We start from the raw sequence: 23,810 nt of genomic DNA, 5'->3' as shown, positions 1-23,810 counted from the left end.
ATAATAGACCGCGTGCTCGGTTTATCAAGTCAGCGGTCGGCGACCTGCTTCGCGATCCGGGCGATGACGGCCGGGGCGTGGTCGTTGAGATAGAAGTGCCCGCCGATGAAGACCCGCAGGTCGAACGCGCCGGTCGTGTGTTCGGACCACGCACGCGCCTCGTCCATGGTGACCTCGGTGTCGGCGTCCCCGGTCAGGACGGTGATCGGGCATTCGAGCGGCGGCCCCTGCCGGTAGCGGTAGGTCTCGGCGGCTTTGTAGTCGCCGCGGATCGCGGGCAGGATCATCTGCAGCACCTCGTCGTCGTCGAGGAACTGCGACTCGGTGCCGCTCATCTTCTTGAGCGTCGAGATCAGGCTCGCGTCGCTGCTCAGGTGGACGCTCTCGTTCTCGCGGTGCCTCGACGGCGCCCGCCTGCCGGACGCGAACAGGCCGAGCAGTTCGACGCCGTCGCTCTGCAGCCTGGAGGCGAGCTCGAAGCCCAGCGTCGCGCCGAGGCTGTGCCCGAACACGGTGACGGGCTTGCCGGTCCACGGCTTGAGCTCCGTGGCGAGCGCGTCGGCCAGCTCACGGACGTCGTCCAGGCACGGTTCGTTCCGGCGGTCCTGCCTGCCGGGGTACTGGATGGCCAGCACGTCGATATCCGGCGCGAGCGCGCGCGACACGGGGAAGTAGTACGAAGCCGCACCGCCGGCGTGCGGAAGGCACACCAGCCGGGTGGCCGCGTCCGGTGCGGGATGGAACCGGCGGATCCAGGCGCTGGTGGCACCGGGCTGTGCTGTCATCGTTGTCGACGTCCCTTCGAGCTCGCGGATACTCAGTGCCTGCCCCAGAAGCCTGGCGGGGGGTAGCCGTGCTCGGCAACCCATCCGGGCGCTTTGTGCGTCAATCCACGGCCGGCGGTACTTCAGAGACGCGCGCGGCGCACGAGTTCGAAGGAGAGAACGGCCGCGGCGGCCGAGACGTTGAGCGATTCGACGTCGGCGGCCATCGGGATCGACAGCCATTCGGTGACCAGTTCGCCGACCTCCTGGCCGACCCCTTCGGTTTCCCCGCCGAGCACGAAAGCCGCACGCTGCGGCAGCTCGGCGTCGAAGATCGACGTCTTGCCCGACGCGCCGAGCGCGTAGATCCCGTAGCCCGCTTCGGACAGCATCTCGGCGGCTTCGCGCGCGCTGCCGCAGCGCAGCACCGGCGCCCGGAACGCGACCCCGGCCGAGGCCTTGACGACCATCGGGTCCAGCGCGGCCACCCCGCGCCGCGGCACGATGATGCCTTCGAGCCCGGCCGCGGTGGCCGTCCGCAGGATCATGCCGACGTTGGCGGGGGTGGTGATGCCGTCGAGCAGCAATACTCGTGCAGGGGGCCGCGAGGCCGACAGCGCCGCGCTCAGGGGCAGCATGTGGGGTGCCACGACGTCGGCCAGCACGCCCTGGTCCTGCTTGCCGTTGCCGGCCAGCACCTTGACCCGATGCGCGCTCGCGCGTTGCAGCACGACCCCGGCGGCTTTGGCGGCCTGCACGATCTCTGTTGCCGCCGGTCCGCGCGCGGTGTCGGCGAGGATCACCTTGTCGACTTCGAGCGTCGGATCGTCCAGTGCTTCCAGCACCGGCTTTCGGCCGTAGACCGTCAGGAACCTGTCCTTCGGCGAGATAGCCGACTCATCACCCACGACGGCCAGTCTTCCATCTATGTCAGGATCACCCCATGCCCGACCGCCTTTCCGCGCTGGACGCGTCGTTCCTCTACGTGGAAGACCACGCGACACCCATGCACGTCGGCGCCGTCGCGATCTTCGAGCGCCCGCGCTCCGGCTTCGACTACGAGCAGCTGCTCGTGCTGGTCGGCCATCGCCTGGCGTATCTGCCCCGCTACCGGCAGCGAGTACTGGAAGTGCCGGGGCATCTCGCGCGGCCGGTCTGGGTGGACGACGTCGACTTCGACCTCAACTACCACGTCCGCCGGTCCGCCCTGCCCGAACCGGGCAGCGACGCGCAGCTGTTCGACCTCGTCGCGAGGCTGATGTCCCGGCGGCTGGATCCCGGGCGGCCGCTGTGGGAGGCGTACTTCGTCGAAGGGCTGGCCGGGGACCGGGTGGCGCTGGTGACGAAGACGCACCAGTCCGTTGTGGACGGTGTAGGCACGATCGAACTCAGCCAGCTGATCCTCGACGCCGTCCCGCAGGAACCCGAGCCGTGGGAAGACACCTGGACCCCGCGTCGGCAGCCGAGTATCACCCAGTTGATGCTCGACGCGGTCAGCGAGACCGTGCAGCGGCCGGGGGAGGTGGTCGAGAACGTGCGGTCGGCCGCCAACGACGCGGCGGCGACCATGGAGAAGGTGACCGGGGTCATCGGGAGCGTCGCTTCGGCGCTGCGGACAGTGGTGCGCCCGGCGCCGTCGAGCCCGCTCAACGTGCGGGTGTCCGGCGGCCGCATGTTCGCGGTGGTGCGGACCCGGCTCGAGGATTACCGCAAGATCCGCGGGCTGCACGGCGGGACCGTCAACGACGTGGTGCTCGCGGCAATCACCGGGGCGCTGCGGGAATGGCTGCTGCTGCGTGGTTCGGTGCTGAGCGCCACGACGACCGTGCGCGCGCTGGTGCCGATGGCGGTCAGTGACGCCGAGACGGCCGCGTACTCGAAACCGGGGCTGATCGGCAACCAGGTCGACGCGTATCTGGTGGATCTTCCGGTGGGGGAAGCGAATCCGATCCTGCGGCTGCAGCACATCGGGCACGCGATGGCGGCGCACTTGGAGTCCGGGCGCTCTGTCGCGGCGCGGGCACTGCTGACCGTCGGCGGATTCGCCCCGGCCACCTTGCATTCGCTCGGCGCGCGGGCGGCGGGGTCGTTTTCCGGGCGGATCTTCAATCTCATGATCACGAATTCGCCGGGGCCGCAGATGCCGTTGTACGCGGGACAGGCGAGGATGGTCGAGATGTTCCCGGTGATGCCGCTGGTGCGCAACCAGGCACTGGCCATCGGGGTCACGTCGTACGACGGCGGTGTCTACTTCGGACTCAACGGCGACCGCAAAGCCGTGTCCGATGTGGACGTCCTGGCCGGGATGATCGAAGAATCTTTGGAAGAACTCAAGGGAGCGCAGCACTGGTGAGGGTTTATCTGCCGGCGACGATCGGAATGCTTCGGGACCTGCTCGCCAAAGACGAGTTCCGCCCGGTGGGTGGCACGGGCTTCGCCCTGACCCCCGCCCTGCGCGAGTCCTACGCCAGCGGCTCCGACGAAGAACTCGAATACGCGGTCCTGATGGAAGCCGCCCGCGCGTCCATCCGCCTGATCGCCGCGGACGACGACACCACCGCCACCCCCCGGCGCGCCGTCGTCGTCGCCGAGGTCGAAGACGCCACCCACCGCCCCGACCTGGACGCCGCCGTCGTCCGCCTCGGCGGCCCCGTGGTCATCGGTGACATCCAGGCGATCCACGTCGACACCGCCGAAGCCGAAGAGGCCGTCGAAGGCGCCACCAAGGTCATCGACGCCGCCGACATGGGCGACATGGACGCCGAGTTCACCGTCGGCGAGGCCGAAGACCACGAACTAGCCTGGTACGCCGTCCAAGAACTCCCCTTCCTCCTAGACCTGATGCCCACCAACGACGACCCAGAGCCCCCCACAGACTCCTAACCCAGCCACGCGGGTTTTTAGACCCAGCCACGCGGGCCCTCAGTCCGTAAACCCAGTCACCACGACTCACGTCCGCCCAACGGGCGGGAGTCTTCACCGCGCGCGCTCGCCGAAGGCCAGGTTTGCGGGAGCAGGGCGCCCCCTGGCCAGTCTTGCCGTGCCCACCCATGCCACGCCCTGGTCACGCAAACCTGATGGCGCGCCTGCCAATAAACACAGGCTTCTAGCCGTGCCTCTGTACGCACCACGCAGCTTTGAGCCGTACAAGCCTGAGGCCAACCACGCAGCTTTGTGCCATGCCCCCCAAGCCCTCCAGGATTACCCCAAAGCGGCGTTGGGGGCACTCAACGCCGCTTTGGGGTAATACCCAACGCAGGTCTACGGAGGCGGAGGCAGGTCGCCGACCTGGTCTGCGGGCGGGGGCTCGACCACAGTGGGGGCTTTCCAGTCCTTGTAGGCAGTGGTGATCTTCGCGGCGGAGTTCGGCGGGGCGCCCGCGGCGATGAGGATCGGCGTCAGGTCGAAAGTCACCTGGACGGGGAGTTGTTCGGCGTTCAGCCAGAGTTCCAGCGGAAAGCCGGTGGCTTTGCCGTCCGTCTGCGTGAGCGCTGCCGGTGACAACCCGGCGGGAAGATTCTCGTGCAGCTTCACCAGATCGATGTTCACGACGTAATGCGTGGTGGGCGCGTCATTCAGCGTGACAGCCCCGGAACTCACGATCGTCCCGGCGGTTTTGATCTGCTCCAGTGTCCGCGCGGGATCGTTCTGCTGGGCGAGTTGATCGATACTTCCGCCCGCGGCTTGGGAAAACGGATCGGTTCCGTCCCGCGGAATCCGAACCCAGGGCTTGTCGCCCTCCTGCGCGGATTCCGGCACCTTCACGTAAAGCTGCCCGTCCACCAACCGGATCTCCAGCGGATCACCGTAGAAATCCATGGTGGTCACCAAAGCGGTGGAAGCGTCCAGCCGGAGCTGCCCCTGTCCTTTGGTCTGCACGGTCCCCACCGCGATCTCCGTGGTGAACCCGGCGGTCTTCGCCCCGGCGACAGCCTTGTCGACAGCTTGGGTCAGCTGCTGGACATCGGGATAAACCGTCGTCCCGTCGTCGCTGCAGGCGGTGAGCACGAACAGGGCAACAACGAGAAGAGCTAGTCGGCGGCGCACGGCGTCAGCTTCGCACGGCCCGGAAATGCGAAAAGGTGCCCCCGGGACAACTGCCGGGGGCACCTTTTCGGTGGAAAAGTTACTTCGGCTCGCCGACCTGGTCGGCGGGCGGGGCGGCGATGTCGACGGGGAGACCCCAGTCGGTGTACTTCATGGTCATCTTCATGTCGCCCAGCTGGCTGGCCTCGGCGCCGCCGAGGGCCGTGCCCAGCGCGCTCATGTCCATGACGACCTGCATCGGCAGCTGGTCGGAGTTGACCCAGAGGTCCATCGGGAAGTGGACGTTCTTGCCGGCGAGCTCGGTCTTGGCATCGGCGGGCAGGCCGGCGGGCATCTGGTCCGCGAGCTTCGCGAGGTCGATGTCGAACGTGTAGTGGTTGGCCGGCTCACCGTTGAGGGTGGTCGCCTCGGACTTCTTCATGGTGCCGGCCTTTTGGATCTGCTCCAGCATCTTGCTCGGGTCGTTCTGCTCCGCGAGTTGGCTGTAGTTCTCGCTGAGCGCCTTGCCCGCGGGGGTCGAGTCGTCGAGCGAGACCTTCGTCCACGGCTTGGTCGAACCGGTCGACGCGCGCAGCGACTCCGGCATCTTCATGTAGATGGTCTGGCCGATCAGCCGCATTTCCATCTGCTGGCCGAGCAGGTCCATGCTCATCGACATCGCGGGGTTCGCGGCGTCGTAGCGGCCCTGTCCGCTGGCCTTCACGGCCATCCCGGCGACGTTCATCTCCATCGAGAACTTCGACGACTTGCTCTTCTCGGTGCCGGCCTTGGCGGCCGCGACGAGCTGAAGCGGGTCACTGAAAAGTGACGACGAACCCGACTTGGTGTCCGCACCGGCCGCCCCTGCCGGGAGGGCCGTGCCGCCGGTGCTGCCGCTACAGGCGCTCAGCGCCAAGATCAGCGCGAGGCCCCCGGCAGCGAGTGCTGTCCTACGCATGTGCTTCCCCTTTAATCTTTTGTAGTCACTCGTGCTCATCGCTGATGAGCACGAGAAGTTACGGCTTCTTCGTCACGTTTCCGTCCCGGCGCGAGAAGCGAGCAGCCGCCTCAACGACGTCAGCCTGTCCGCTTTCGCCGCGCCCTGTGCCACCACGTCGTCAAGCGCGCAGTCCGGATCGTCCGGTGGCCCGAGGTGTCCGCAGCCCGGCGGGCATTCCTCCGCGGCCGCCGCGAACTCCTCGAACGCCAGCACGATGTCGTCCGCGGTGACGTGGGCGAGACCGAACGAGCGGATGCCCGGGGTGTCGATGACCCAGCCGCCGTTCGGCAGCGGCAGTGCCACGGCGGCCACGGAGGTGTGCCGGCCCTTTCCGATCGCGCTCACCACCCCGACGGCCAGCGAAGCCGTCGGCACCAGCCGGTTGACCAAGGTGGACTTCCCGACTCCCGAGTGCCCCACAAGTGCGGTTACTCGCCCCTTAAGACGTTCGTCGAGCCCTTCCGGTTCCTCGTCGTGCCTGCTGACCACGACCGGGACGTCCAGACCGGCGTACCCGGCCATCAGCGCGTCGGGGCTCGCGAGGTCGGCCTTGGTGAGGCAGAGGATGGGCTGCAGGCCGCCGGTGTAGCAGGCGACCAGGCAACGGTCGATGAAACCGGTACGGGGTTGCGGGTCGGCCAGCGCGGTGACGATCAGCAGCTGTGCGGCGTTGGCCACCACGACCCGTTCGAAGGGGTCGGTGTCGTCGGCCGTGCGGCGCAGGACGCTGGTGCGCTCGTCGACGCGGATGATCCTGGCGAGCGTGTCCGTCTTGCCGCTGACGTCGCCGACGATGCCGACGGTGTCGCCGACCACCACCGAGACCCGGCCCATTTCGCGGGCGCGCATCGCGGTGACGACCCGCTCGGGGTCGCCGTCCAGTGCGCACGTCCAGCGGCCGCGGTCCTTGCCGATGACCATCGCCGTCGAGGCGTCCGCGTGTGCCGGGCGCTGCTTGCTGCGGGGGCGGGTGCTCTTGCCAGGACGGATCCGGACATCACTCTCGTCCAGTTTGCGCCAGTCACTGCTACCCAAGCCGCCACACCTCTCGATATCCGGTCATCACCCGAGATGATCCCACGCCGCTCGCCATCGCCCCCGCAACCGTGTAACGATGACGAATCACACCACCGCTCGAAGGAGGTTCCCCCGATGTGCGGCCGCTACGCCGCCACGATGGATCCGACCACGCTGATCGAGCAGTTCGGCGCGGCCGACGCCACCGGCGGGCACTTCCTGCCGGTCGATTACAACGTGGCGCCGACCAAGGACGTGGTCACCGTCGTGCAGCGCCACCCGCGTGACGCCGACGGCACGGTGCTCCCCGGCGAACCGGCCGAGCGCACCCTCCGGGTGATGCGCTGGGGCCTGGTGCCGTTCTGGGCCAAGGATCCCGCCGTCGGCAACAAGATGATCAACGCCCGCGCCGAGACGGCGAGCGAGAAGCCCGCGTTCCGCAAGGCGCTCACGAGCCGTCGCTGCCTGGTGCCCGCAGACGGCTGGTACGAGTGGCGGCGGGTGGGCAAGGAGAAGGAAGCCTTCTTCATGACCGGCCCCGACGCCGCGCCGCTGGCGATGGCCGGGCTCTGGGAGACCTGGCGTGACCCCAAGAGCGAGCCTGGCACGTCACCGCTGATCACGTTCACCGTGCTGACCACGGAAGCCGTCGGCAATCTCGTCGAGGTCCACCACCGGATGCCGCTGCTGCTGCCCCAGCAGAGCTGGGAAAACTGGCTGGACCCGGACAGCGACGACGTCACTTCGTTGCTGACGCCGCCGTCACTCGATCTCGTGGACGCCCTTGAACTGCGCCCGGTGTCGAGCAAAGTGAACAACGTGCGAAACAACGGCCCCGAGCTCCTCGACCGCGTCGAGGCCATGGTCCAGCTCGATCACGAGGACGAGGGCGCTCTTTTCGAGCTCCCACGGTCATGACCAGCATCCAGATCGACACCGGCTTCGGCCCCGCGCGGGCCGAGCTGCATTGCGCCGAGGAAGGCATCGCCGTGCTCATGCTGGGGCACGGCGCCGGCGGCGGCATCCAGGCGAAAGACCTGGTCGCGGTCACCAGGGCGGCGCAGGGCGCCGGTGTCCACGTGGCGCTCGTCGAGCAGCCGTACCGGGTGGCCGGACGTCGTGCGCCCGCCCCGGCACGGCAGCTGGACGAGTCGTGGCTGACCGTCGCCGACGAGGTTTCCGCGCGTTTCGACGGCCTGCCGCTGGTGTTCGGCGGCCGGTCCTCCGGCGCGCGGGTGGCCTGCCGGACGGCGTCCGCCGGGCAGGCCGTGGCCGTGCTGGCGCTGGCGTTCCCCGAACATCCGCCCGGTAAGCCGGAGAAGAGCCGCCAGTTCGAGCTCGACGCCGTCGAGGTCCCGGCCCTGATCGTGCAGGGGGAGCGGGACCCGTTCGGCGTCCCGAAACCCGGCCACCACCACGAGCTCGTCATGCTCGCCGGCGACCACAACCTCAGCGCCGACCTCGAAGGCGTCTCCCGCGCCGCCGCCGAATGGCTGGGCCGGGTGCTGCGCCCGCTCGCCTGACGGCGGGAGCGTGGGACCTTTACTGCCGTTTGGCGGTAGTAAAGGTCCCTTGCTCCCGCTCTGGAGCGCTTCAAGGGGCGGCGATGGGGGCCACGACGGCGTTGGTCAGGCGCACCAGGTCGGCGGGGGCGAGTTCGACTTCCAGGCCTCGGCGGCCGGCCGAGCAGTGCATGGTCTCGAAGTTCTCCGCCGAGGAGTCGATGACGACCGGCAGCCGGCTGCGATGCCCCAGCGGCGAGATCCCGCCGAGCACGTACCCGGTCGCGCGCTGGGCGGCCGCGGGATCGGCCATGCGCGCTTTCTTGCCGCCGACCGACGCCGCGAGCGCCTTCAGGTCGAGCTGCCCGGTGACCGGCACCACCCCGACGGTCAGCGTGCCGTCGATGTCGGCGACCAGCGTCTTGAACACCCGTGCCGGGTCCAGCCCGAGCGCTTCGACGGCTTCGAGGCCGAAGGATTCGTGTCGCGGGTCGTGCTCGTAGGAGTGCAGTGTGTGCGCGACTTTTTGCTTCGCCAGCAACGCTGTCGCCGGCGTGCCCTTACCAGCCATGATCACCAGCCCAGAAGTTCGTTCACCCGGTTCGGGGAATGCGTCGCCCCCGGTTTGTGTTAAACCGGACGTGGTGACAACGCTAGCCAATCGCAGTTCCGCAACCGTGCGCGGCGCCGACCGTCCGGGTAAGCCTGGCGTGCCAGGCCAGCCCGACGCGTCCCGCGTATCCTCGATGCAGACGTATGCGCCCCCGCGCATCGGCGTCCATTGGGAAGGGACCGGTTTGCCGAGCACGCAAGACCCAGCAGTGCCCGAAAAAGCTGTGCCCGAGGTGGGCACGGAGCCGGAGCAGGCCGGCGCGCGCGCCGAGCGCTTCGAGCGCGACGCCATGCCGCTGCTGGACCAGCTGTACTCCGCTGCCATGCGGATGACCCGCAACCCGGCCGACGCCGAGGACCTGGTCCAGGAGACCTACCTCAAGGCGTACGCCGCGTTCGCGTCCTTCAAGGCGGGCACGAACCTCAAGGCGTGGATGTACCGCATCCTCACGAACACCTACATCAACGGCTACCGCAAGCGTCAGCGCCAGCCGTTGCAGCAGCCCACCGACGAGATCGCCGATTGGCAGATCGCGAAGGCGGAGAGTCACACCTCCAGTGGGCTGCGCTCCGCCGAGGTCGAGGCGATGGACAATCTGCCCGACACCGACGTGAAGCTCGCTCTGCAGAAGTTGCCGGAGGAGTTCCGGCTCGCCGTGTACCTCGCCGACGTCGAGGGTTTCGCCTACAAGGAGATCGCCGAAATCATGGAGACTCCGATCGGGACAGTGATGTCCCGGCTGCACCGTGGCCGCGCCCAGCTGCGCGACCTGCTGGCCGACGTCGCCCGTGAGCGCGGCTTTATCCGCTCCGGCAAGGACAAGCAGGAGGTGGCGGGTCGATGAACGACGCCTGCGGCGACTCCGACAAGGTCGATTGCGACAAGGCACTCGCCGAGATCTACCTGCTGCTCGATCGTGAGTGTGGCGCGGTTCGCGAGGCCGAGATCCGGCACCACCTCGACACCTGCCCTCCCTGCTTGGAGGAATACGGCATCGACGAGCAGCTCAAGCAGCTGCTGGCCCGCAAATGCGGTGGTGACCACGCGCCGGACGATCTGAAGAGCAGGCTCCGCGCGTCGATCCGCAAGACGGTCGAGTTGCGCGGCAGCGTCGCGATCGAGCGCACCGAGATCAGTATCGAGCAGCGCTCGGAATAGCCCGTTCACGACTGAGGCCACCTTCACCAGCTGGTGAAGGTGGCCTCAGTCGTCAGCGACTTAAGAGTTGGGCTTGTTGCCGTGGTTGGCGCCGTTCTTCTTCCGGCTGCGGCGCTTGCGAGCTCGCTTCGACATTTTCACTCCTCGTCACTCGTTCCGGGGTGGCCTCTGCGGGGTGCTTGCGCGCCTGCCGGGCTCGGATCAACGCCCTCTAGTGTGTCATGCGCGCCGAACTCGTAGGAGGGCACCACCAATGGCCGAGGACATCCGGGCAGATATCTGGGGCAACGTGCTGAAGGTCGTCGCGAAGGCGCGAGAGCCGTTGAAGATCGGGGACACGCTGGTCATCCTCGAGTCCATGAAGATGGAGATCCCGGTGCTCATCGAGGTGCCCTGCACGCTGGCGGAGATCGCGGTGCACGAAGGGGACGTCGTGCAGGAGGGCGATCTGCTCGCTGTGATTGAGTAAGCCCCATGTCTACCCTTGCCGATCTGCTGGCCGAGAACACCGGGCTGCCCGGCGAGGCCGCCGACCACCTGCAGACCGTGGTCGCGGAGTGGCAGCTCCTCGCCGATCTTTCCTTCGCCGACTTCCTGCTCTGGGTCCCGGTGGCCGAGGGACTGCATCCCGACGGCGGTGATTTCGTCTGTGTCGCGCACGCGCGGCCGACGACGGCCCCCACGGCGCACCCGGAAGACGTCGTCGGCACGCGGTTCACCGTCGACGAGCATCCGCAGCTCGCCAAGGCGATGCGGGACGTGAAGATCTGCCGCGAAGAGGACCCGCACTGGTACCGCGACCTCCCGATGCGCCGCGAGGCCGTGCCGGTGACGTTCGGCAAGAAGGTCATCGCGGTGATGAGCCGCGAGACGAACCTCGCGCAGCCCCGCGTGCCGAGCCCGCTCGAGATCGCCTATCTGGGCAGTGCGGGTGACCTCTGCCAGATGATCGTGGACGGGACGTTCCCCAGCCGCGACAACCAGTCCGACACCCATACGAGTCCACGGGTGGGTGACGGCCTCATCCGGCTGGACGCGTCCGGGACCGTGGTCTACGCCAGCCCGAACGGGCTTTCGGCGTATCACCGGATGGGCCACGAGTCCGATCTCGTCGGGACCAGGCTCGCGCCGTTGACCAGGTCTCTGATCCGCGACCCGTTCGACGCCACCGAGGTTTCCCACCGGATCATCGACGCGCTCGACGGCAAGCCCGGCAGCCGCACCGAGGCCGATTCCCGCCGTGGTGCCGTGGTGCTCTTCCGCGCGCTGCCGTTGCGCCCGGCCGGGCAGGCGGCCGGCGCGCTCGTGCTGGTGCGGGACGTCACCGAGGTCAAGCGGCGCGACAGGGCACTGCTGTCCAAGGACGCGACGATCCGCGAAATCCACCATCGGGTGAAGAACAACCTCCAGACGGTGGCCGCGCTGCTGCGGCTCCAGTCCCGGCGCACCTCCAGCGAGGAGGCGCGGCTGGCGCTCGGCGAGTCCGTGCGGCGGGTCGCCTCGATCGCGATGGTGCACGAAGCGCTGTCCGTCTCGGTGGACGAGCGGGTCGACCTCGACCAGCTGCTCGACAACGTGCTGCCGATGGTCGGGGAAGTCGCGACGGCCGAATCGCAGGCGAGCCTGTCCCGCAGCGGCTCGTTCGGGGTGGTCGTCGCCGAAATCGCGACCCCGCTGGTGATGGTGCTGGCCGAACTCGTGCAGAACGCCGTCGGCCACGCCTTCCCGGACGGGCGGCCGGGCAAGGTCGAACTCGTGGTGGAGCGATCGGCCCGCTGGCTCGACATCGTCATCCGCGACAACGGCCGCGGGCTACCCGCCGGATTCTCGCTGGAACGCAGCGACGGGCTCGGCCTGCAGATCGTGCGGACGCTCATCGAGTCCGAGCTTCGGGGTTCGCTTTCGCTGCGTGGCCCCCGATCGGGTGGCACTGAAGCGGTGCTGCGGATTCCGCTCAGCCGCCGCATCTAAACAGGTCAAGACGCGTTTAAGGGCCGACACCTGCAAACTGGTGTCGGCCCTTAAACGATTCCGCGGGAGGACTTCAAGTCCCTGTGAGGTTGGTCGACCCCGATCGGGGCCGGCGTAGTCCCTCTTGTTAAGCTGGATCTGGGTCGGTATCACCTCTGGCACGTGAACGCAAGGCTCACCCGCCGCCAGATTTTAAGCCGACGCGAGGTTGTGCGACCAGATTTTGCTGTTGTGGTACTTCAGGCGTTGGTACGCGTGCCAATGTGAGTGCGGCGGCGCTTGAGAGCGCGTCGCTCATCCTCGCTCATGCCGCCCCATACGCCAGCATCCTGTCCACTGGCCAATGCCCAGGCCAAGCAGTCGGAAGCGACGGTGCAGCGGTGGCACACGGACTTCGCCTCGGTCACCTGCGAGAGAGCCGGACCGCTGGTTCCCACCGGGAAGAACAGCTCTGGGTCCTCGTCTCGGCAGGCCGCGTCGTGGCGCCAATCCATGTCTCTGAGCTCCTTTTACTTGACGCGGCGAACCGCGCCAAAGTCGTCAAATGGCGGTCGTTTTTTTGGGTGCTTGTGAATGCTTTCACGAAGCACCGCGTTCGACAAGGGTTTTCTGAAGATCGGTGAGTCAGCTCACCCGGCCGGGCGACGTGCCTGACCTGCGGTTTCTGTCCGAAACGGCCCCCGGATGGGAAGGCCGGTGCGGTGAACGGAGCTTCTGCGTCGGCGAGCGGCTGTAACACTTTGCCGCAGGCGATCAGAGGAGCGCCGGGCCGCGGGACAGTCAAACCACCACTGTCAACGCGCCGGAGACGCTGAAAAATTCCACCCTGGTCCGCTGACCCACCAGGTCCCCGTCCACCTGGAAGTTTACCGGCTCAGCTGCGTCTATGCGGATTATCGGCAGATCATCGTGACGAAGGAGACGTCGCCCGCGCTGTTCCCCCTTGGTGCTCAACGCACCCCGTAAATGCCTGAACACGGTGGGCAACGCCAGACCGCTCAGCGCGAATAAACCCAATCCGCCGTCGAACGAGCAACCTCGGTTGAGGTGGATGGGACGGTTCCCCAGGTAGCTCCACGGATCGGTGTTCGACACGAACGCGGTGCGGACCTCCGCCGGTTCTTCACCCGGAATTCGCACGGTCAGCTTCGGGCGGCCCAGTGGCGGGCGCAGATGGTTGGTGACCGCGGCCCGCAGATACAGCGCCGTGGTGGCTTGCTTGCCTCGCCGTTTCGCGACCGTCGCCACGACATCGGCGTCCCAGCCGAGGCCGGAGTTGAAGGTGAACCAGTGCCCGTCGGCCAGCCCCAGCCCGACGCTGCGCGAGCGGCCCTCTTCGAGCGCGCGCAGCAGTTGATGCGTCGCCTCGACCGGGTCGGGCGAGATCCCGAGCGCGCGGGCGAAGACGTTCGCCGATCCGCCGGGGACCACGCCGAGCATCGGCACGTGGCCGAAGCCGTGGTGGTCCAGCCCCCGCGGATCGCCCTCGCTGTCGGCGAGGGCGCCGTTGACCACTTCGTTGACCGTGCCGTCGCCACCATGCGCCACCACCAGGTCGACGCCGTCACGGGCGGCCGAACGGGCCACGGCCTTGGCGTGGCCGCGGTAGTCCGTTTCGACGACCTCGAGCTTGACCTGGCTCGCCAGCGCATGGGCCAGCACGTCTCGTCCACCGGGGGTGGTCGAGGTGGCCTGGGGGTTGACGATCAGGACTGCGCGCACTACCGCAGGGTAAGTGACGAAACCGTGCACGCGGAAAACCTGAGCGCGCATGGTGACGCGAAGCTCAGCGGCGAGCGGTGGTCCTGACTCTCACGCGACACGGTTTCCTGTGGCGGGCGGTCCTCCTTCGCACGACGTAGAGCCGCTGCCGTGACAAGTGCACCCGGGCCGACCGCCCGCTCATCGACGACACTTCAGATCTTGACGTCCCGACGGCCGCGCAGAAACGGCCGACCGGGTGGCATACCATCGAATGTGCTCACGCACGGTCACCCGTACGGGTAGCGACACCGTGTCCAGTACCAAGTTGCCCGGAAGGCTTGTCTCTCGTGCCGCTCGCTGACAAGATCTCGCCGGCTCCGCTCGAGGTGCGCCTCGCGGGCGCGATCACCGCGCTGCCGGGGCTCGCCCTGCTGGTCCTGACCGTGCTCCTGCTGGTCAACAGCTTCGGAGAGGCGCCCCCGTCGGGGAACAACATCTACGCCGAATTGGCCTACTACGTGGTGCTGGCGGCCGCGACACTCTTCTGTGCCGCCGGGCTGCTGATGGGCAAGACGTGGGCCCGTTCACCCGCTGTCGTCATCGCGCTACTGCTGGTGGGTGTCGGCTGGTACAGCGCCGGGCCGGCTTCGCAGCCCTTGCTCGGCGTGCCGCTCGCGGTGATCGGCGTCGCGGTGCTGGTTTTGGTGTTCCGGCGGCCCTCTCGGGCGTGGGCGCTCGGCCAGGCCGACGACGAGACCGAGGAAGAAGCGGCGGAGCGCGGCGGAGCGGCCGGCCGGGCCGCCCGCCGCGAGCGCGAGGAAAAGTAGGGCCTAGGCCTGTGCGGCCAGTGCCTTGAGGGGTTCGTCGGCGAGCCGGTAGACGGTCCATCCGTCCATCGGGACGGCGTCCATCGCCTTGTAGAACTCCGTCGCGGGGTTCCAGTCCAGTACGGACCATTCGAGCCGTTCCAGGCCACGCTGGACGCACTCGTCGGCCAACGCGGCCAGCAAGGCCTTGCCCAGCCCCGATCCGCGCTGCGTCTCGCTGACGTAGAGGTCTTCGAGGTAGATGCCGTGCACGCCGCGCCAGGTCGAGAAGTTCAGGAACCACAAGGCACAGCCGACGACTTCGCCGTCCACTTCGGCCACGTGACCGAAGAGCGCGGGGGCTTCACCGAACAGCGCGGTGCGCAGCTGGTCCGCTGTCAGGTGACAGTCCTGCGGGGCCTTTTCGTAGGCCGCCAGCTCGTAGACGAGACCGACCACGGCGACGGCGTCCGACTCGCGGACGCGGCGGATTCTGCTGTCTGGCAACGAAACTCCGGTTAGTTCGAGGGAAGGTTGAGGTGCTCGATCTGGGGTTCGCCGCGTTCGTCGCCGAGCACGGTGATGCTCGCCGGGTCGAGGGCGAAGTGGACGCCGGCGCTCGGCGGCTCGCCGATCCAGCGGGCCACCAGGACCCGGCTGAAATGGCCGTGTCCGATGAGGACGACGTCGGACTCGGTGAGGGCGGCGTGCACGCGTTCGAGCACCTTGTCCGCGCGGGCGGCCACCTGCTCGGCGCTTTCGCCGCCCGGGATCGGATGGGTCCACACCGTCCAGCCGGGATCGGTCTCGCGGATCGTCTCGGTCGTGATGCCCTCGTAGTCGCCGTAGTCCCACTCGGCGAGCTCCTCGGTCATCTCGCTGACCTCCAGGCCCGCGAGTTCCGCGGTGTGCGTGGCGCGTCTCCGGGGGCTCGAGAGGACCAGTGCGGGTCCTTTCCGCAGGGTGCCCAGCGTGACGCCCGCGGCGCGCGCCTGGACCTCGCCCGCCGGCGTCAGCGGGATGTCCGTGCGGCCGGTGTGCTTACCGCTGAGGGACCACTCGGTTTGTCCGTGTCGGATGAGAAAGAGCTGATGAGCCACGTTTGCGAATATAGCCTGCGCTCTGCTTGGCTACTGACGAGTAGTTAAGACTGGAGGGATCATGGCACCGAGTCCGACGTTCGCGATGTGGCGCAGGCTGGCGGCCAAACCCGGCGGCAAACGGGCCTTCTCCGCGGCGATGTGCCTGCGAGTGCCCTATTTCCGGACGGTCGTCCCGTCGGTGCGCGAGCTGCGGCCCGGGTACTGCGAGGTGACCGCGCCGAAGTGGTGGGGTGTCCACAACCACATCGGCACCTTTCACGCGATCGCGGCCTGCAACCTCGCGGAGATCGCGATGGGCATGCTCGCCGAAGCCACCGTGCCCGACACGCACCGCTGGCTGCCCAAGGGCATGACGGTCGAGTACCTCGCCAAGGCCGAGACGGGTTTGCGTGCCGTCGCCGAGGTGCCTGAGATCCCGGAATTCGGCGACGCGGGGTTCGAACTACCCGTCCCGGTCACGATCACCGACGCCGCCGGCAAGCCCGTCGTCACCGCCACCATCGCCATCTGGGTGACCCGCAAGTCATGACCGTGCAATACGCCTACGCACGTTCCGGTAGGTGTGTTGCACGGTTTCGGGTCACCCGAGTGGGTGAACTTAACGGTGTTTACCTGGTTGACCCGAATTGGATTCGTGTTTGCTCTTGTCCGGGCCGGGGAGGGCGGGAAACATGCCGCGCATGGCTTCTTCCGGATTCAAAGCGGCACTGAATCGGCGGCGTTTTTTGGGATTGGCGGCGTTGAACACGGCCGCGGCGCTGGGATTGACCGCGATTTCGACCGATGCGGCCGCGACCGCGGCGAATCGGAACGAGCTCCCACTGCCGGATTTCGTGCCAGCGTTGGTGATCGGAACCGGTTACGGCGCCGCTGTCACCGCGCTGCGGCTCGGCGAAGCCGGAATTCCGACGGTCATGCTGGAAATGGGCCAGCTCTGGAACGAGAACGGCCCGGACGGCAAAGTCTTCTGTGACATGCTCGCGCCGGACAAGCGATCCATGTGGTTCAAGACACGCACCGAGGCGCCCCTGGCGTCTTTTCTTTGGCTCGACATCGCGAATCACGACATCGAGTCGTACGCGGGCGTTCTCGATAGGGTGCATTTCGGCGACATGTCCGTTTATCTCGGCCGCGGGGTCGGCGGCGGCTCGCTGGTGAACGGCGCCATGGCCGTCACGCCGCGCCGCGACTACTTCGAGGAAATCCTGCCCGCTGTCGACGCGGACCAGATGTACGGCACCTACTTCCCGCGAGCCAATGCCGCGCTCGGGATGAACAACATCGACCCGGCCTGGTTCGAGAAGAGCAAGTCCTACAAGTACGCGCGGGTGTCGCGCAAAGCCGCCGCGAGGGCCGGGTTCAAGACGGCGTTCGTCCCCAGCGTCTACGACTTCGAGTACCTGAAAAAGGAAGAAGCGGGCACGGTCCCGCGCTCGGCGCTCGGCTCGGAAGTCATCTACGGCAACAACCACGGCAAGCGTTCGCTGGACCAGACCTATCTCGCCGCCGCGCTCGGCACCGGAAACGTCACCATCCAGACGCTGCACGAGGTTCGCGAAATCCTCCGGCAGCCCAACGGCACGTACACGCTCGTCGTCCGCCAGATCGACGCCCAGGGCACCGTGCTGGCGACCAAGAGCATCAGCACGAAGTACCTGTTCCTCGGCGCCGGCAGTATCGGCTCGACCGAATTGTTGTTGCGTGCCAGGGAAACCGGCCGGCTGCCGGCGTTGAACGACGAGATCGGCCAAGGCTGGGGCACCAATGGCAACGTCATGCTCGGCCGCGCGAACCATCTGTGGGACCCCGTCGGCAGCCTCGAATCCGGGATGCCCGCGATGGGCATCGACAACTGGAACGACCCCGTGCACCCGGTGTTCGCCGAGATCGCGCCGGTTCCCGCCGGGTTGGAGACCTGGGCGAGCCTGTACCTCGCGATCACCAAGAACCCCGAGCGCGGGCACTTCACTTACGACCACGCGACCGACTCGGCGCGGCTGCAGTGGACGTCGTCGCAGGGGCAGCCGTCGATCGACGCGGCGAAGGCGTTGTTCGACAAGATCAACCGCGCCAACGGGACGATTTACCGTTACGACCTGTTCGGCGACACGCGGACGTTCGAGAACCGGTTCACCTACCACCCGCTCGGCGGGATGGTGCTGGGCAAGGCGACCGACCTCTACGGCCGGGTGCGCGGCTACGAAAACCTTTACGTCACCGATGGTTCGCTCATCCCGGGCAGCACCGGCGTCAACCCGTTCGTCACGATCACCGCGCTGGCCGAACGCAACATCGAACGCGTCCTCGCCGAAGACATCCGCGCCTAGAGATCGCCATCTGTCGACAGATGGCGGGTGGTCAGGAGCGGCGGGTGACGAGGGTTTCGACGCCGTCGAGGACGCGTTCGAGGCCGAAGACGAACTCCTCGTCCGGGTCGTCGGCGCGTTCCAGGACGCCAGCGTCGAGGACGGCGCGCAGGGCCGGGAACCGCTCGCGGTCGGTCAGTTTCGCGAGCCTGCGGGCGTAAGTGGCCATCCACTCGTCCCCCGAGGCCGCACCGGAGGTCTCGAACGAGCGGTACACCGCCACCATGACGGTCGAATCGTTGCGCACGTAGCCGCTGAGCAGCAGCACCGTCGACAACTTCTCGTGCTCGGCGAGCCCGGTGTCCCGCAGGTAGTGGAGCCCCCGTTCCAGCCAGGCGACTTGGTTCGGCGTGATCGGCGGCGCGGAGATCGGGATGCCGAGCGACCACGGATTCCGCTGGTAGGACGCTCGTATGGCCCAAGCCCACTCGGTGAGTCCCGCGCGCCAGTCGTGCCCGGTGCTGAGTTCGGGCGGCGGGCCGAACGCGGTGTCCTCCATGAGCGAGACGAGTTCGTCCTTGGCGGTCACGTAGCGGTAGAGCGACATCGGGCCCGCGCCGAGTTCCTTGGCCACGCGGTTCATCGACACCGCCGCGAGCCCTTCCGCCGACGCGATCGCCACCGCGGCGTCGATGATCCGCTCCAGGCTCAGGCCGGGTTTCGGCCCCTTCGTCGGCCGTTCGCGCACGCCCCACGCCGCTTCGATGCTTGCCGGAAGGCCGGTGCCGCTGTCGTTTTCCATCGCTCCCACCTTCGCATGGGCTTGACGCCCGGCTCGCACTGCGTATAGCTTACGCAATGAAGCGTATGCCATACGCAGAACATGGGGAGTCAAGTCATGACAAGCGAATGGGCGATCGAGGCGACGGGCCTCGAGAAGTCATATGGGGCGGTGAAGGTCCTCGGCGGCGTCGACCTCCGGGTCGCGAAGGGGAGTGTGTTCTCGCTGCTGGGACCCAACGGCGCGGGCAAGACGACCACGGTCCGCATCCTGGCGACCCTGATGCGCGCCGACGTGGGGGCGGCGCGTGTAGCGGGTTTCGACGTCGTCGGTGAGCGCCGGGAAGTGCGCCGCCGGATCAGCCTTACAGGCCAGTATGCGGCGGTCGACGAAGAGCAGACCGGGGACGAGAACCTGCGCATGATGGGACGGCTGTCCCGTCTTTCGGGTCCGCAGGCCCGCGGCCGGGCGCGGGAACTGCTGGAGCGCTTCGACCTCGCCGACGCGGGCAAGCGCCGCGTCTCGACGTACTCCGGGGGCATGCGCCGCCGGCTCGACCTCGCCGCCGGGCTGGTCGACCGGCCGTCGGTGATCTTCCTCGACGAGCCGACGACCGGGCTCGACCCGCGCAGCCGCCAGGCGATGTGGCAGGTCATCACCGAGCTCGTCGGCGACGGCGTCACCGTCTTCCTCACCACGCAGTACCTGGAAGAGGCCGACAAACTGGCCGACCGGATCGCCGTGATCGACGGCGGCACCGTGGTCGCCGAGGGCACGCCGGCGGAACTGAAGAAGCGCGTCGCGGACCATCGCGTCGACCTCGTGCTCGCCGACACGCAGGCGTTCGACATCGTCGCCGGAATCCTCGGCAACCGCGTGATCCTGCGTGACCCGGCGCGCCTGACCCTCGGTGCCGCCACCGACGGGAGCGCGGCCCACGTCCGCGCGCTGCTCGACGAGGTCGACCCAGCGCATCGGGCCATCCGCAGTTTCGGTCTCCACAGCGCCACGCTCGACGACGTCTTCCTGGCACTCACCGGGCACACTGCGTCCACCGAAAAGGAGACGGCCCATGTCTGACACCTTCGCCGACTCCCGCACGATGATCGGCCGCAGCCTCCGCCTGACCAGCCGCAACGCCGAAGCGCTGACGATGTCGCTGATGCTGCCGATCATGCTGATGCTGGTCTTCGTCTACCTCTTCGGCGGCGCGATCAACACCGGCACCACCTACGTCACCTATGTCACGCCCGGAATCATCCTGCTGTGCGCGGGATTCGGGGCGTCGATGACCGCGGTGAGCGTGAGCAAGGACATGACCGGCGGCATCATCGACCGGTTCCGCTCGCGTGACATCAGCGGCGCGGCCATCCTCGCCGGGCATGTGGCGGCCAGTGTCGCGCGCAATCTGGCGTCCACCGTGCTCGTGTTCGGGGTGGCCTTCCTCATCGGTTTCCGGCCTGCCGCGGGCTTAGTGGACTGGCTTGCGGCTCTCGGCATCCTGCTGGCCTTCATCCTGGCGATTTCCTGGCTCTCGGCGGCGGCCGGGCTGCTGGCGAAAACCCCGGAAGGCGCCAACGGATTCACCTTCGTGGTGATGTTCGTGCCCTATGCCAGCAGTGCTTTCGTGCCGGTGGACACCATGCCGTCGTGGATCCGCGGCTTCGCGGAAAACCAGCCGATCACGCCGGTCATCGAAAGCATTCGCGGACTGCTGCTCGATACCCCGGTCGGTTCGACGCCGTGGGTGGCGCTGGCCTGGTGCGGCGGCATTCTGGTGGTATCGATCGTGGCGTCGGCGGCGCTGTTCAAGCGCCGTACTTCTTGAGTCCTTTTCGGACTCCGGTTTGGCAAAACGTCCACCCGGCCAAAAAAGCCGGACGGACGTTTTGTTAAACCCGTGCCTACCAGCCTAAAACCCCTGACTGTGTGACATGAACCGCACCATGGGGTCACAAGCGGGGAGCCGCCTGTCATGATGGTCGGACCGCCGCGTCCGCGGCCATCGCCTCACCAAGGGCACAGATGGCCGATGAGACGCCTAGCCGACAGGCCGGCGCTACCGCGCTGGGCTGCCGTGCCGGAGGAGTCAGTTTCACCGGAGATGTGTGGGCTTTCCACTGGTCCCGGTGTTCCCCCGCTCGCAGTCCCAGGAGTTTTCCGTGACATCCGTTCAATCCACGAATCCCGAGTCCCCCACCGCGACCACGCCGGACTCAACGACAGGACCCAGCATGAACGACCAGGCCCGTACGGCACCGGTGACGGACGCGGAGATCTTCCGCGGCCACGAGGGCGGCAAGCTCTCGGTGGCGGCCAGGCGCCCGATTTCCGACCCGCGTGACCTCTCCATCGCCTACACCCCCGGGGTGGCGAAGGTCAGCCGCGCGATCGCCGAGGACGCGGCGCTCGCGAAGCAGTACACCTGGGCGGACAGGCTCGTCGTGGTGGTCAGCGACGGCACCGCGGTGCTCGGTCTCGGTGACATCGGCGCGAGCGCGGCGCTGCCGGTCATGGAGGGCAAGTCGGTCCTGTTCAAGACCTTCGGCGGGCTCGACTCGATCCCGCTGGTGCTCGACACCACCGACGTCGACGAGATCGTCGAGACGATCGTGCGGCTGCGGCCGTCCTACGGCGCGGTCAACATCGAGGACATCTCGGCGCCGCGCTGCTTCGAGATCGAGGACCGGCTCAAGGCCGCGCTCGACTGCCCGGTCATGCACGACGACCAGCACGGCACCGCGATCGTGACGCTGGCCGCGCTGCGGGGCGCGAACGCGGTGCTCAATCGCGACATCGCCGCCGAACGCGTGGTCATCTCCGGCGCCGGTGCGGCCGGGGTCGCCTGCGCCAAGATCCTGCTGGCCGCCGGCGTCGCGGACGTCACCGTGCTCGACTCCAAGGGCATCATCTACGACGGCCGTGACGGCTTGAACCCGATCAAGCAGCAGCTCGCCCTCTCGACCAACCGCGCCGGCCTGCGCGGCGGCCTCGGCGAGGCGCTCAAGGGCGCGGACGTGTTCCTCGGCCTGTCCGGCTCGCTGATCGAAGAGAGCCTGCTCGCCGACATGGCCGACGACGCGATCGTGTTCGCGCTCTCCAACCCGGACCCGGAGGTCCACCCGGAGATCGCCGCCAAGTACGCGGCCGTCGTCGCCACCGGGCGCAGCGACTTCCCGAACCAGATCAACAACGTGTCGGCGTTCCCTGGCGTGTTCCGCGGTGCGCTCGACTCGGGCGCGCGGTCGATCACCGAGAACATGAAGCTCGCGGCCGCGGACGCGATCTTCGCCATCGCGCAGGACGACCTCGCCCGGGACAGGATCGTCCCGAGCGCGCTCGACCCGCGCGTGGCCCCCGAGGTCGCGGCGGCCGTCGCGAAGGCCGCCGTCGCCGACGGCGTGACGCGCTAAACCTTGGGTGGCTCGTGAGTGGCAACAAGTGTTCTAACACTCGTTGCCATTCACGACCCAACCCGACCACGCACCACGAGATGTCGACATCACGTGATACCCCGCGTCCGCAACTACCGCCATCTGTCGACAGATGGCGAAGGTCGCATTTGCCTTTCCCGTCAAATAAATAGCTCCGCCAGCCGGTGGCGGGGCAGGTCGATGAGGCGGTATCCGAGGAGGTCCCCGGATACCGCCTCATTCACGTTCCCGAGTTTCGCGTGGGCCTTGGTGAGCAGCTCACGCGGGTTTTCGACGGCGTCCGCGACGACCACGGCGTGCTTGTTGCCGGGCGTGCTCCGCAGCAGGCGCAGGGTGTACTTCTCGCTGACGAGCGCGATCAGCGCGGCCTGCGCTTCGGCGTTGCCGAGGTCCGGATGCGCGTTGGGGAGCAGGACGGCGACGCGCTGGGCGTTGGTCGCGAGCAGGACGCGCAGCAGCCACGGGCCGGGGTCGGCGCTGAGGTCGATCGCGACGGCTTGGCCGGGTGCGGCGGGAATCGACCAGTCCGCGGGCCGCATCTCGACGGTCAGCCCGGTTTCGGCGGCGATCTCGTCCAGCTGCTCCAGGAGATCCGGCTTGGTGTTGCCGGACTCGACCGACTGCGGGCCGTGCGTGTAGATCGCTTTTCCTTTTGCGCCACGGGACTTCTTGGCCTTCGCGGTCGGCTGGCAGACGTAGAGGTCCGCCGAACTCCCGATGGCCTGCGCGCCGGTGAAGCGGTGGAAGCCGGGGATGATCGCCTCGAACGTGAGCCCTTGGGTCGCCAGTTCGCGCTGCACCTGCGCGCCGAGCGCGGGGTGGCGCGGGCTGTAGCCGTACGCCAGCAGGATGCGGCCCTTGGTCGGCTCGCGCAGCGCCTGGATTCCGCGCGACGCGAAGAGCCCCATGCCCTCCGGGGTGTACGGCGGGTCGCTGAACACGAGATCCGCCGAGCCGAGGACGAGCGGGGGCAGGCCGACGCGGAGGTCGGCGTGCACTGTCCGGATCGTCCGCCCGGACAGCCTGTCGACGTATTCGAGCACACGCTCGTCGAGGTCGAGCACGGTCAGGTCCGCCTCGGGTCGCAACGCGCGGACGGCGAGCGAGGTCAGGTCGTGGTCGCCGAGGAACAGCAGCCGCGCGGTGCGCAGGTCGTAGCGCGCGTCCAGCCACAGCGCCCGGCGCAGCACGGTCTCCGGTGTCGCCTGGACGTGGTCGAGCGCGGCCATCGCGGGCGGGACGTCGGCGACGTACTTGGTCAGTGTGTCGAGCAACTCACCCCGGAGCGCGACTTCGGCGTCGAGCGGATCGGCCTGCGCGGTGACGGAATAGCGCGAATAGTCGGCGCCCGGACGAATTCGCGCGGCGTGACCGTCCCGTTCCAGATCGTCGCCGAGTGCCTCGAAAAGCTCCTGAATGGACCGGCGAGGGGCGGCGGTGGCGCGGATGAGCTCGTCGAACTGCTGCCAGCCGTGGCTGAGCAGGGTGATCGCCAGCCTCAACGGCCGAACCTGGACACCATGGTCAGCGAAGACGTCGTCGAGTGAGCTCACTGTGTGCAGCCTAGTGAGTGGAACACCGTGCTAACCGACCGGAGGTGGGCTACGGTTTTTCAATCCTATGTG

Annotated in this window: 27 protein-coding genes; 14 read left to right on the top strand and 13 right to left on the bottom strand. The window is 67.8% G+C overall.

The window, feature by feature from the left end; all coding sequences use genetic code 11:
- Window positions 1-29 precede the first annotated feature (29 nt).
- Both VGP60_RS05915 and VGP60_RS05910 read right to left on the bottom strand, forming a co-directional pair.
- Window positions 30-785: a thioesterase II family protein gene (locus VGP60_RS05915; protein WP_327546838.1), complete on the bottom strand. Its 756-nt coding sequence runs from the start codon at window positions 783-785 to the stop codon at window positions 30-32.
- 122 nt (window positions 786-907) lie between these two features.
- On the bottom strand, window positions 908-1,672 hold the full coding sequence (locus VGP60_RS05910; protein WP_327546837.1) for an RNA methyltransferase: 765 nt from the start codon (window positions 1,670-1,672) through the stop codon (window positions 908-910).
- A gap of 35 nt (window positions 1,673-1,707) precedes the next feature.
- Here VGP60_RS05910 and VGP60_RS05905 point away from each other — a divergent pair, with 35 nt between their 5' ends.
- Window positions 1,708-3,117 carry a wax ester/triacylglycerol synthase family O-acyltransferase gene (locus tag VGP60_RS05905; RefSeq protein ID WP_327546836.1) on the top strand — a complete coding sequence of 470 codons (1,410 nt, stop codon included), beginning with the start codon at window positions 1,708-1,710 and terminating at the stop codon, window positions 3,115-3,117.
- Window positions 3,114-3,647: a DUF6912 family protein gene (locus VGP60_RS05900; RefSeq protein WP_327546835.1), complete on the top strand. Its 534-nt coding sequence runs from the start codon at window positions 3,114-3,116 to the stop codon at window positions 3,645-3,647. The genes VGP60_RS05905 and VGP60_RS05900 overlap by 4 nt, the downstream gene beginning before the upstream one ends.
- A gap of 378 nt (window positions 3,648-4,025) precedes the next feature.
- Here VGP60_RS05900 and VGP60_RS05895 read toward each other — a convergent pair whose 3' ends face one another.
- The 3 genes from VGP60_RS05895 to rsgA form a co-directional block, all read right to left on the bottom strand.
- A complete protein-coding gene (locus VGP60_RS05895; RefSeq protein WP_327546834.1) occupies window positions 4,026-4,811 on the bottom strand; it encodes a hypothetical protein in 786 nt (261 codons plus the stop codon).
- Window positions 4,812-4,890: 79 nt separating this feature from the next.
- Entirely contained in the window at window positions 4,891-5,748 is an 858-nt protein-coding gene (locus VGP60_RS05890) for a hypothetical protein (protein WP_327546833.1), read from the bottom strand.
- A 72-nt stretch (window positions 5,749-5,820) separates the two neighbouring features.
- Complete coding sequence (gene rsgA / locus VGP60_RS05885; RefSeq protein ID WP_327546832.1) at window positions 5,821-6,825, bottom strand: ribosome small subunit-dependent GTPase A; 1,005 nt, start codon at window positions 6,823-6,825, stop codon at window positions 5,821-5,823.
- Between the two features lie 117 nt (window positions 6,826-6,942).
- Here rsgA and VGP60_RS05880 point away from each other — a divergent pair, with 117 nt between their 5' ends.
- Together VGP60_RS05880 and VGP60_RS05875 are read left to right on the top strand one after the other, a co-directional pair.
- Entirely contained in the window at window positions 6,943-7,725 is a 783-nt protein-coding gene (locus VGP60_RS05880; protein WP_327546831.1) for an SOS response-associated peptidase, read from the top strand.
- Window positions 7,722-8,330 carry an alpha/beta family hydrolase gene (locus tag VGP60_RS05875; protein WP_327546830.1) on the top strand — a complete coding sequence of 203 codons (609 nt, stop codon included), beginning with the start codon at window positions 7,722-7,724 and terminating at the stop codon, window positions 8,328-8,330. Before VGP60_RS05880 ends, VGP60_RS05875 begins: the two co-directional genes overlap by 4 nt.
- A 70-nt stretch (window positions 8,331-8,400) precedes the next feature.
- Here VGP60_RS05875 and ybaK read toward each other — a convergent pair whose 3' ends face one another.
- Window positions 8,401-8,880 (bottom strand): Cys-tRNA(Pro) deacylase, encoded by a 480-nt coding sequence (gene ybaK / locus VGP60_RS05870; protein WP_327546829.1) that lies wholly within the window; start codon window positions 8,878-8,880, stop codon window positions 8,401-8,403.
- 226 nt (window positions 8,881-9,106) lie between these two features.
- Between ybaK and VGP60_RS05865 the strand changes: the two genes are divergently transcribed.
- Both VGP60_RS05865 and rsrA read left to right on the top strand, forming a co-directional pair.
- Window positions 9,107-9,766 carry a sigma-70 family RNA polymerase sigma factor gene (locus tag VGP60_RS05865; RefSeq protein WP_414640294.1) on the top strand — a complete coding sequence of 220 codons (660 nt, stop codon included), beginning with the start codon at window positions 9,107-9,109 and terminating at the stop codon, window positions 9,764-9,766.
- Window positions 9,763-10,080 carry a mycothiol system anti-sigma-R factor gene (gene rsrA, locus VGP60_RS05860; protein ID WP_327546827.1) on the top strand — a complete coding sequence of 106 codons (318 nt, stop codon included), beginning with the start codon at window positions 9,763-9,765 and terminating at the stop codon, window positions 10,078-10,080. Before VGP60_RS05865 ends, rsrA begins: the two co-directional genes overlap by 4 nt.
- A gap of 60 nt (window positions 10,081-10,140) precedes the next feature.
- Here rsrA and VGP60_RS41660 read toward each other — a convergent pair whose 3' ends face one another.
- The gene (locus tag VGP60_RS41660; RefSeq protein WP_414640296.1) at window positions 10,141-10,215 is read right to left on the bottom strand and encodes a 50S ribosomal protein bL37; all 75 of its coding nucleotides are present in this window, start codon (window positions 10,213-10,215) and stop codon (window positions 10,141-10,143) included.
- Window positions 10,216-10,333: 118 nt separating this feature from the next.
- On the opposite strand from VGP60_RS41660, the gene VGP60_RS05855 reads away from it, so the two are divergent.
- Both VGP60_RS05855 and VGP60_RS05850 read left to right on the top strand, forming a co-directional pair.
- Window positions 10,334-10,549, top strand: a complete 216-nt coding sequence (locus VGP60_RS05855) for a biotin/lipoyl-binding carrier protein (protein WP_327546826.1) — start codon at window positions 10,334-10,336, stop codon at window positions 10,547-10,549.
- A gap of 5 nt (window positions 10,550-10,554) precedes the next feature.
- Window positions 10,555-12,051, top strand: coding sequence for a sensor histidine kinase (locus tag VGP60_RS05850; RefSeq protein ID WP_327546825.1), 1,497 nt, complete (start codon window positions 10,555-10,557; stop codon window positions 12,049-12,051).
- Between the two features lie 239 nt (window positions 12,052-12,290).
- Here VGP60_RS05850 and VGP60_RS05845 read toward each other — a convergent pair whose 3' ends face one another.
- Together VGP60_RS05845 and VGP60_RS05840 are read right to left on the bottom strand one after the other, a co-directional pair.
- Window positions 12,291-12,545, bottom strand: coding sequence for a WhiB family transcriptional regulator (locus VGP60_RS05845; RefSeq protein ID WP_327546824.1), 255 nt, complete (start codon window positions 12,543-12,545; stop codon window positions 12,291-12,293).
- Between the two features lie 286 nt (window positions 12,546-12,831).
- Window positions 12,832-13,773, bottom strand: coding sequence for a diacylglycerol/lipid kinase family protein (locus VGP60_RS05840; RefSeq protein WP_327546823.1), 942 nt, complete (start codon window positions 13,771-13,773; stop codon window positions 12,832-12,834).
- Between the two features lie 329 nt (window positions 13,774-14,102).
- On the opposite strand from VGP60_RS05840, the gene VGP60_RS05835 reads away from it, so the two are divergent.
- Window positions 14,103-14,582 (top strand): hypothetical protein, encoded by a 480-nt coding sequence (locus VGP60_RS05835; protein WP_327546822.1) that lies wholly within the window; start codon window positions 14,103-14,105, stop codon window positions 14,580-14,582.
- A 3-nt stretch (window positions 14,583-14,585) separates the two neighbouring features.
- Here the strand turns inward: VGP60_RS05835 and VGP60_RS05830 are convergent, their stop codons facing one another.
- Both VGP60_RS05830 and VGP60_RS05825 read right to left on the bottom strand, forming a co-directional pair.
- On the bottom strand, window positions 14,586-15,068 hold the full coding sequence (locus VGP60_RS05830; protein WP_327546821.1) for a GNAT family N-acetyltransferase: 483 nt from the start codon (window positions 15,066-15,068) through the stop codon (window positions 14,586-14,588).
- A gap of 11 nt (window positions 15,069-15,079) precedes the next feature.
- Window positions 15,080-15,661, bottom strand: a complete 582-nt coding sequence (locus VGP60_RS05825; protein WP_327546820.1) for an acid phosphatase — start codon at window positions 15,659-15,661, stop codon at window positions 15,080-15,082.
- Window positions 15,662-15,722: 61 nt separating this feature from the next.
- Here VGP60_RS05825 and VGP60_RS05820 point away from each other — a divergent pair, with 61 nt between their 5' ends.
- Both VGP60_RS05820 and VGP60_RS05815 read left to right on the top strand, forming a co-directional pair.
- Window positions 15,723-16,193, top strand: a complete 471-nt coding sequence (locus tag VGP60_RS05820; protein ID WP_327546819.1) for a hotdog fold domain-containing protein — start codon at window positions 15,723-15,725, stop codon at window positions 16,191-16,193.
- Window positions 16,194-16,335: 142 nt separating this feature from the next.
- The gene (locus tag VGP60_RS05815) at window positions 16,336-17,991 is read left to right on the top strand and encodes a GMC oxidoreductase (protein ID WP_414640293.1); all 1,656 of its coding nucleotides are present in this window, start codon (window positions 16,336-16,338) and stop codon (window positions 17,989-17,991) included.
- A 31-nt stretch (window positions 17,992-18,022) separates the two neighbouring features.
- On the opposite strand, the gene VGP60_RS05810 is transcribed toward VGP60_RS05815, so the two are convergent.
- Complete coding sequence (locus VGP60_RS05810; protein ID WP_327546817.1) at window positions 18,023-18,772, bottom strand: TetR/AcrR family transcriptional regulator; 750 nt, start codon at window positions 18,770-18,772, stop codon at window positions 18,023-18,025.
- Between the two features lie 96 nt (window positions 18,773-18,868).
- On the opposite strand from VGP60_RS05810, the gene VGP60_RS05805 reads away from it, so the two are divergent.
- From VGP60_RS05805 to VGP60_RS05795, 3 genes are all read left to right on the top strand, one after another.
- Window positions 18,869-19,831 carry an ATP-binding cassette domain-containing protein gene (locus VGP60_RS05805; protein ID WP_327546816.1) on the top strand — a complete coding sequence of 321 codons (963 nt, stop codon included), beginning with the start codon at window positions 18,869-18,871 and terminating at the stop codon, window positions 19,829-19,831.
- Window positions 19,824-20,579 (top strand): ABC transporter permease, encoded by a 756-nt coding sequence (locus VGP60_RS05800; RefSeq protein WP_327546815.1) that lies wholly within the window; start codon window positions 19,824-19,826, stop codon window positions 20,577-20,579. The genes VGP60_RS05805 and VGP60_RS05800 overlap by 8 nt, the downstream gene beginning before the upstream one ends.
- A 406-nt stretch (window positions 20,580-20,985) precedes the next feature.
- Window positions 20,986-22,164, top strand: coding sequence for an NADP-dependent malic enzyme (locus VGP60_RS05795; RefSeq protein WP_327546814.1), 1,179 nt, complete (start codon window positions 20,986-20,988; stop codon window positions 22,162-22,164).
- A 161-nt stretch (window positions 22,165-22,325) separates the two neighbouring features.
- On the opposite strand, the gene VGP60_RS05790 is transcribed toward VGP60_RS05795, so the two are convergent.
- On the bottom strand, window positions 22,326-23,738 hold the full coding sequence (locus VGP60_RS05790; RefSeq protein WP_327546813.1) for a bis-aminopropyl spermidine synthase family protein: 1,413 nt from the start codon (window positions 23,736-23,738) through the stop codon (window positions 22,326-22,328).
- Between the last annotated feature and the right edge of the window lie 72 nt (window positions 23,739-23,810).

The sequence above is a fragment of the Amycolatopsis sp. genome (assembly GCF_036008905.1).
Taxonomy (GTDB): Bacteria; Actinomycetota; Actinomycetes; order Mycobacteriales; family Pseudonocardiaceae; genus Amycolatopsis.
Note: the sequence above shows the minus strand (reverse complement) of the source record. Positions and strands in the feature narration are given on the sequence as shown.

What these genes read in the sequence shown, in the direction of transcription:
- VGP60_RS05880 (WP_327546831.1), top strand. Translation starts at nt 6,943, where the DNA reads ATGTGCGGCCGCTACGCCGCCACGATGGATCCGACCACGCTGATCGAG.
- VGP60_RS05845 (WP_327546824.1), bottom strand. Translation starts at nt 12,545, where the DNA reads ATGGATTGGCGCCACGACGCGGCCTGCCGAGACGAGGACCCAGAGCTG.
- VGP60_RS05795 (WP_327546814.1), top strand. Translation starts at nt 20,986, where the DNA reads ATGAACGACCAGGCCCGTACGGCACCGGTGACGGACGCGGAGATCTTC.
- VGP60_RS05805 (WP_327546816.1), top strand. Translation starts at nt 18,869, where the DNA reads ATGACAAGCGAATGGGCGATCGAGGCGACGGGCCTCGAGAAGTCATAT.
- VGP60_RS05905 (WP_327546836.1), top strand. Translation starts at nt 1,708, where the DNA reads ATGCCCGACCGCCTTTCCGCGCTGGACGCGTCGTTCCTCTACGTGGAA.
- rsrA (WP_327546827.1), top strand. Translation starts at nt 9,763, where the DNA reads ATGAACGACGCCTGCGGCGACTCCGACAAGGTCGATTGCGACAAGGCA.
- VGP60_RS05815 (WP_414640293.1), top strand. Translation starts at nt 16,336, where the DNA reads ATGCCGCGCATGGCTTCTTCCGGATTCAAAGCGGCACTGAATCGGCGG.
- VGP60_RS05890 (WP_327546833.1), bottom strand. Translation starts at nt 5,748, where the DNA reads ATGCGTAGGACAGCACTCGCTGCCGGGGGCCTCGCGCTGATCTTGGCG.
- VGP60_RS05820 (WP_327546819.1), top strand. Translation starts at nt 15,723, where the DNA reads ATGGCACCGAGTCCGACGTTCGCGATGTGGCGCAGGCTGGCGGCCAAA.
- VGP60_RS05855 (WP_327546826.1), top strand. Translation starts at nt 10,334, where the DNA reads ATGGCCGAGGACATCCGGGCAGATATCTGGGGCAACGTGCTGAAGGTC.
- ybaK (WP_327546829.1), bottom strand. Translation starts at nt 8,880, where the DNA reads ATGGCTGGTAAGGGCACGCCGGCGACAGCGTTGCTGGCGAAGCAAAAA.
- VGP60_RS05915 (WP_327546838.1), bottom strand. Translation starts at nt 785, where the DNA reads ATGACAGCACAGCCCGGTGCCACCAGCGCCTGGATCCGCCGGTTCCAT.
- VGP60_RS05850 (WP_327546825.1), top strand. Translation starts at nt 10,555, where the DNA reads ATGTCTACCCTTGCCGATCTGCTGGCCGAGAACACCGGGCTGCCCGGC.
- VGP60_RS05810 (WP_327546817.1), bottom strand. Translation starts at nt 18,772, where the DNA reads ATGGAAAACGACAGCGGCACCGGCCTTCCGGCAAGCATCGAAGCGGCG.
- VGP60_RS05875 (WP_327546830.1), top strand. Translation starts at nt 7,722, where the DNA reads ATGACCAGCATCCAGATCGACACCGGCTTCGGCCCCGCGCGGGCCGAG.
- VGP60_RS05800 (WP_327546815.1), top strand. Translation starts at nt 19,824, where the DNA reads ATGTCTGACACCTTCGCCGACTCCCGCACGATGATCGGCCGCAGCCTC.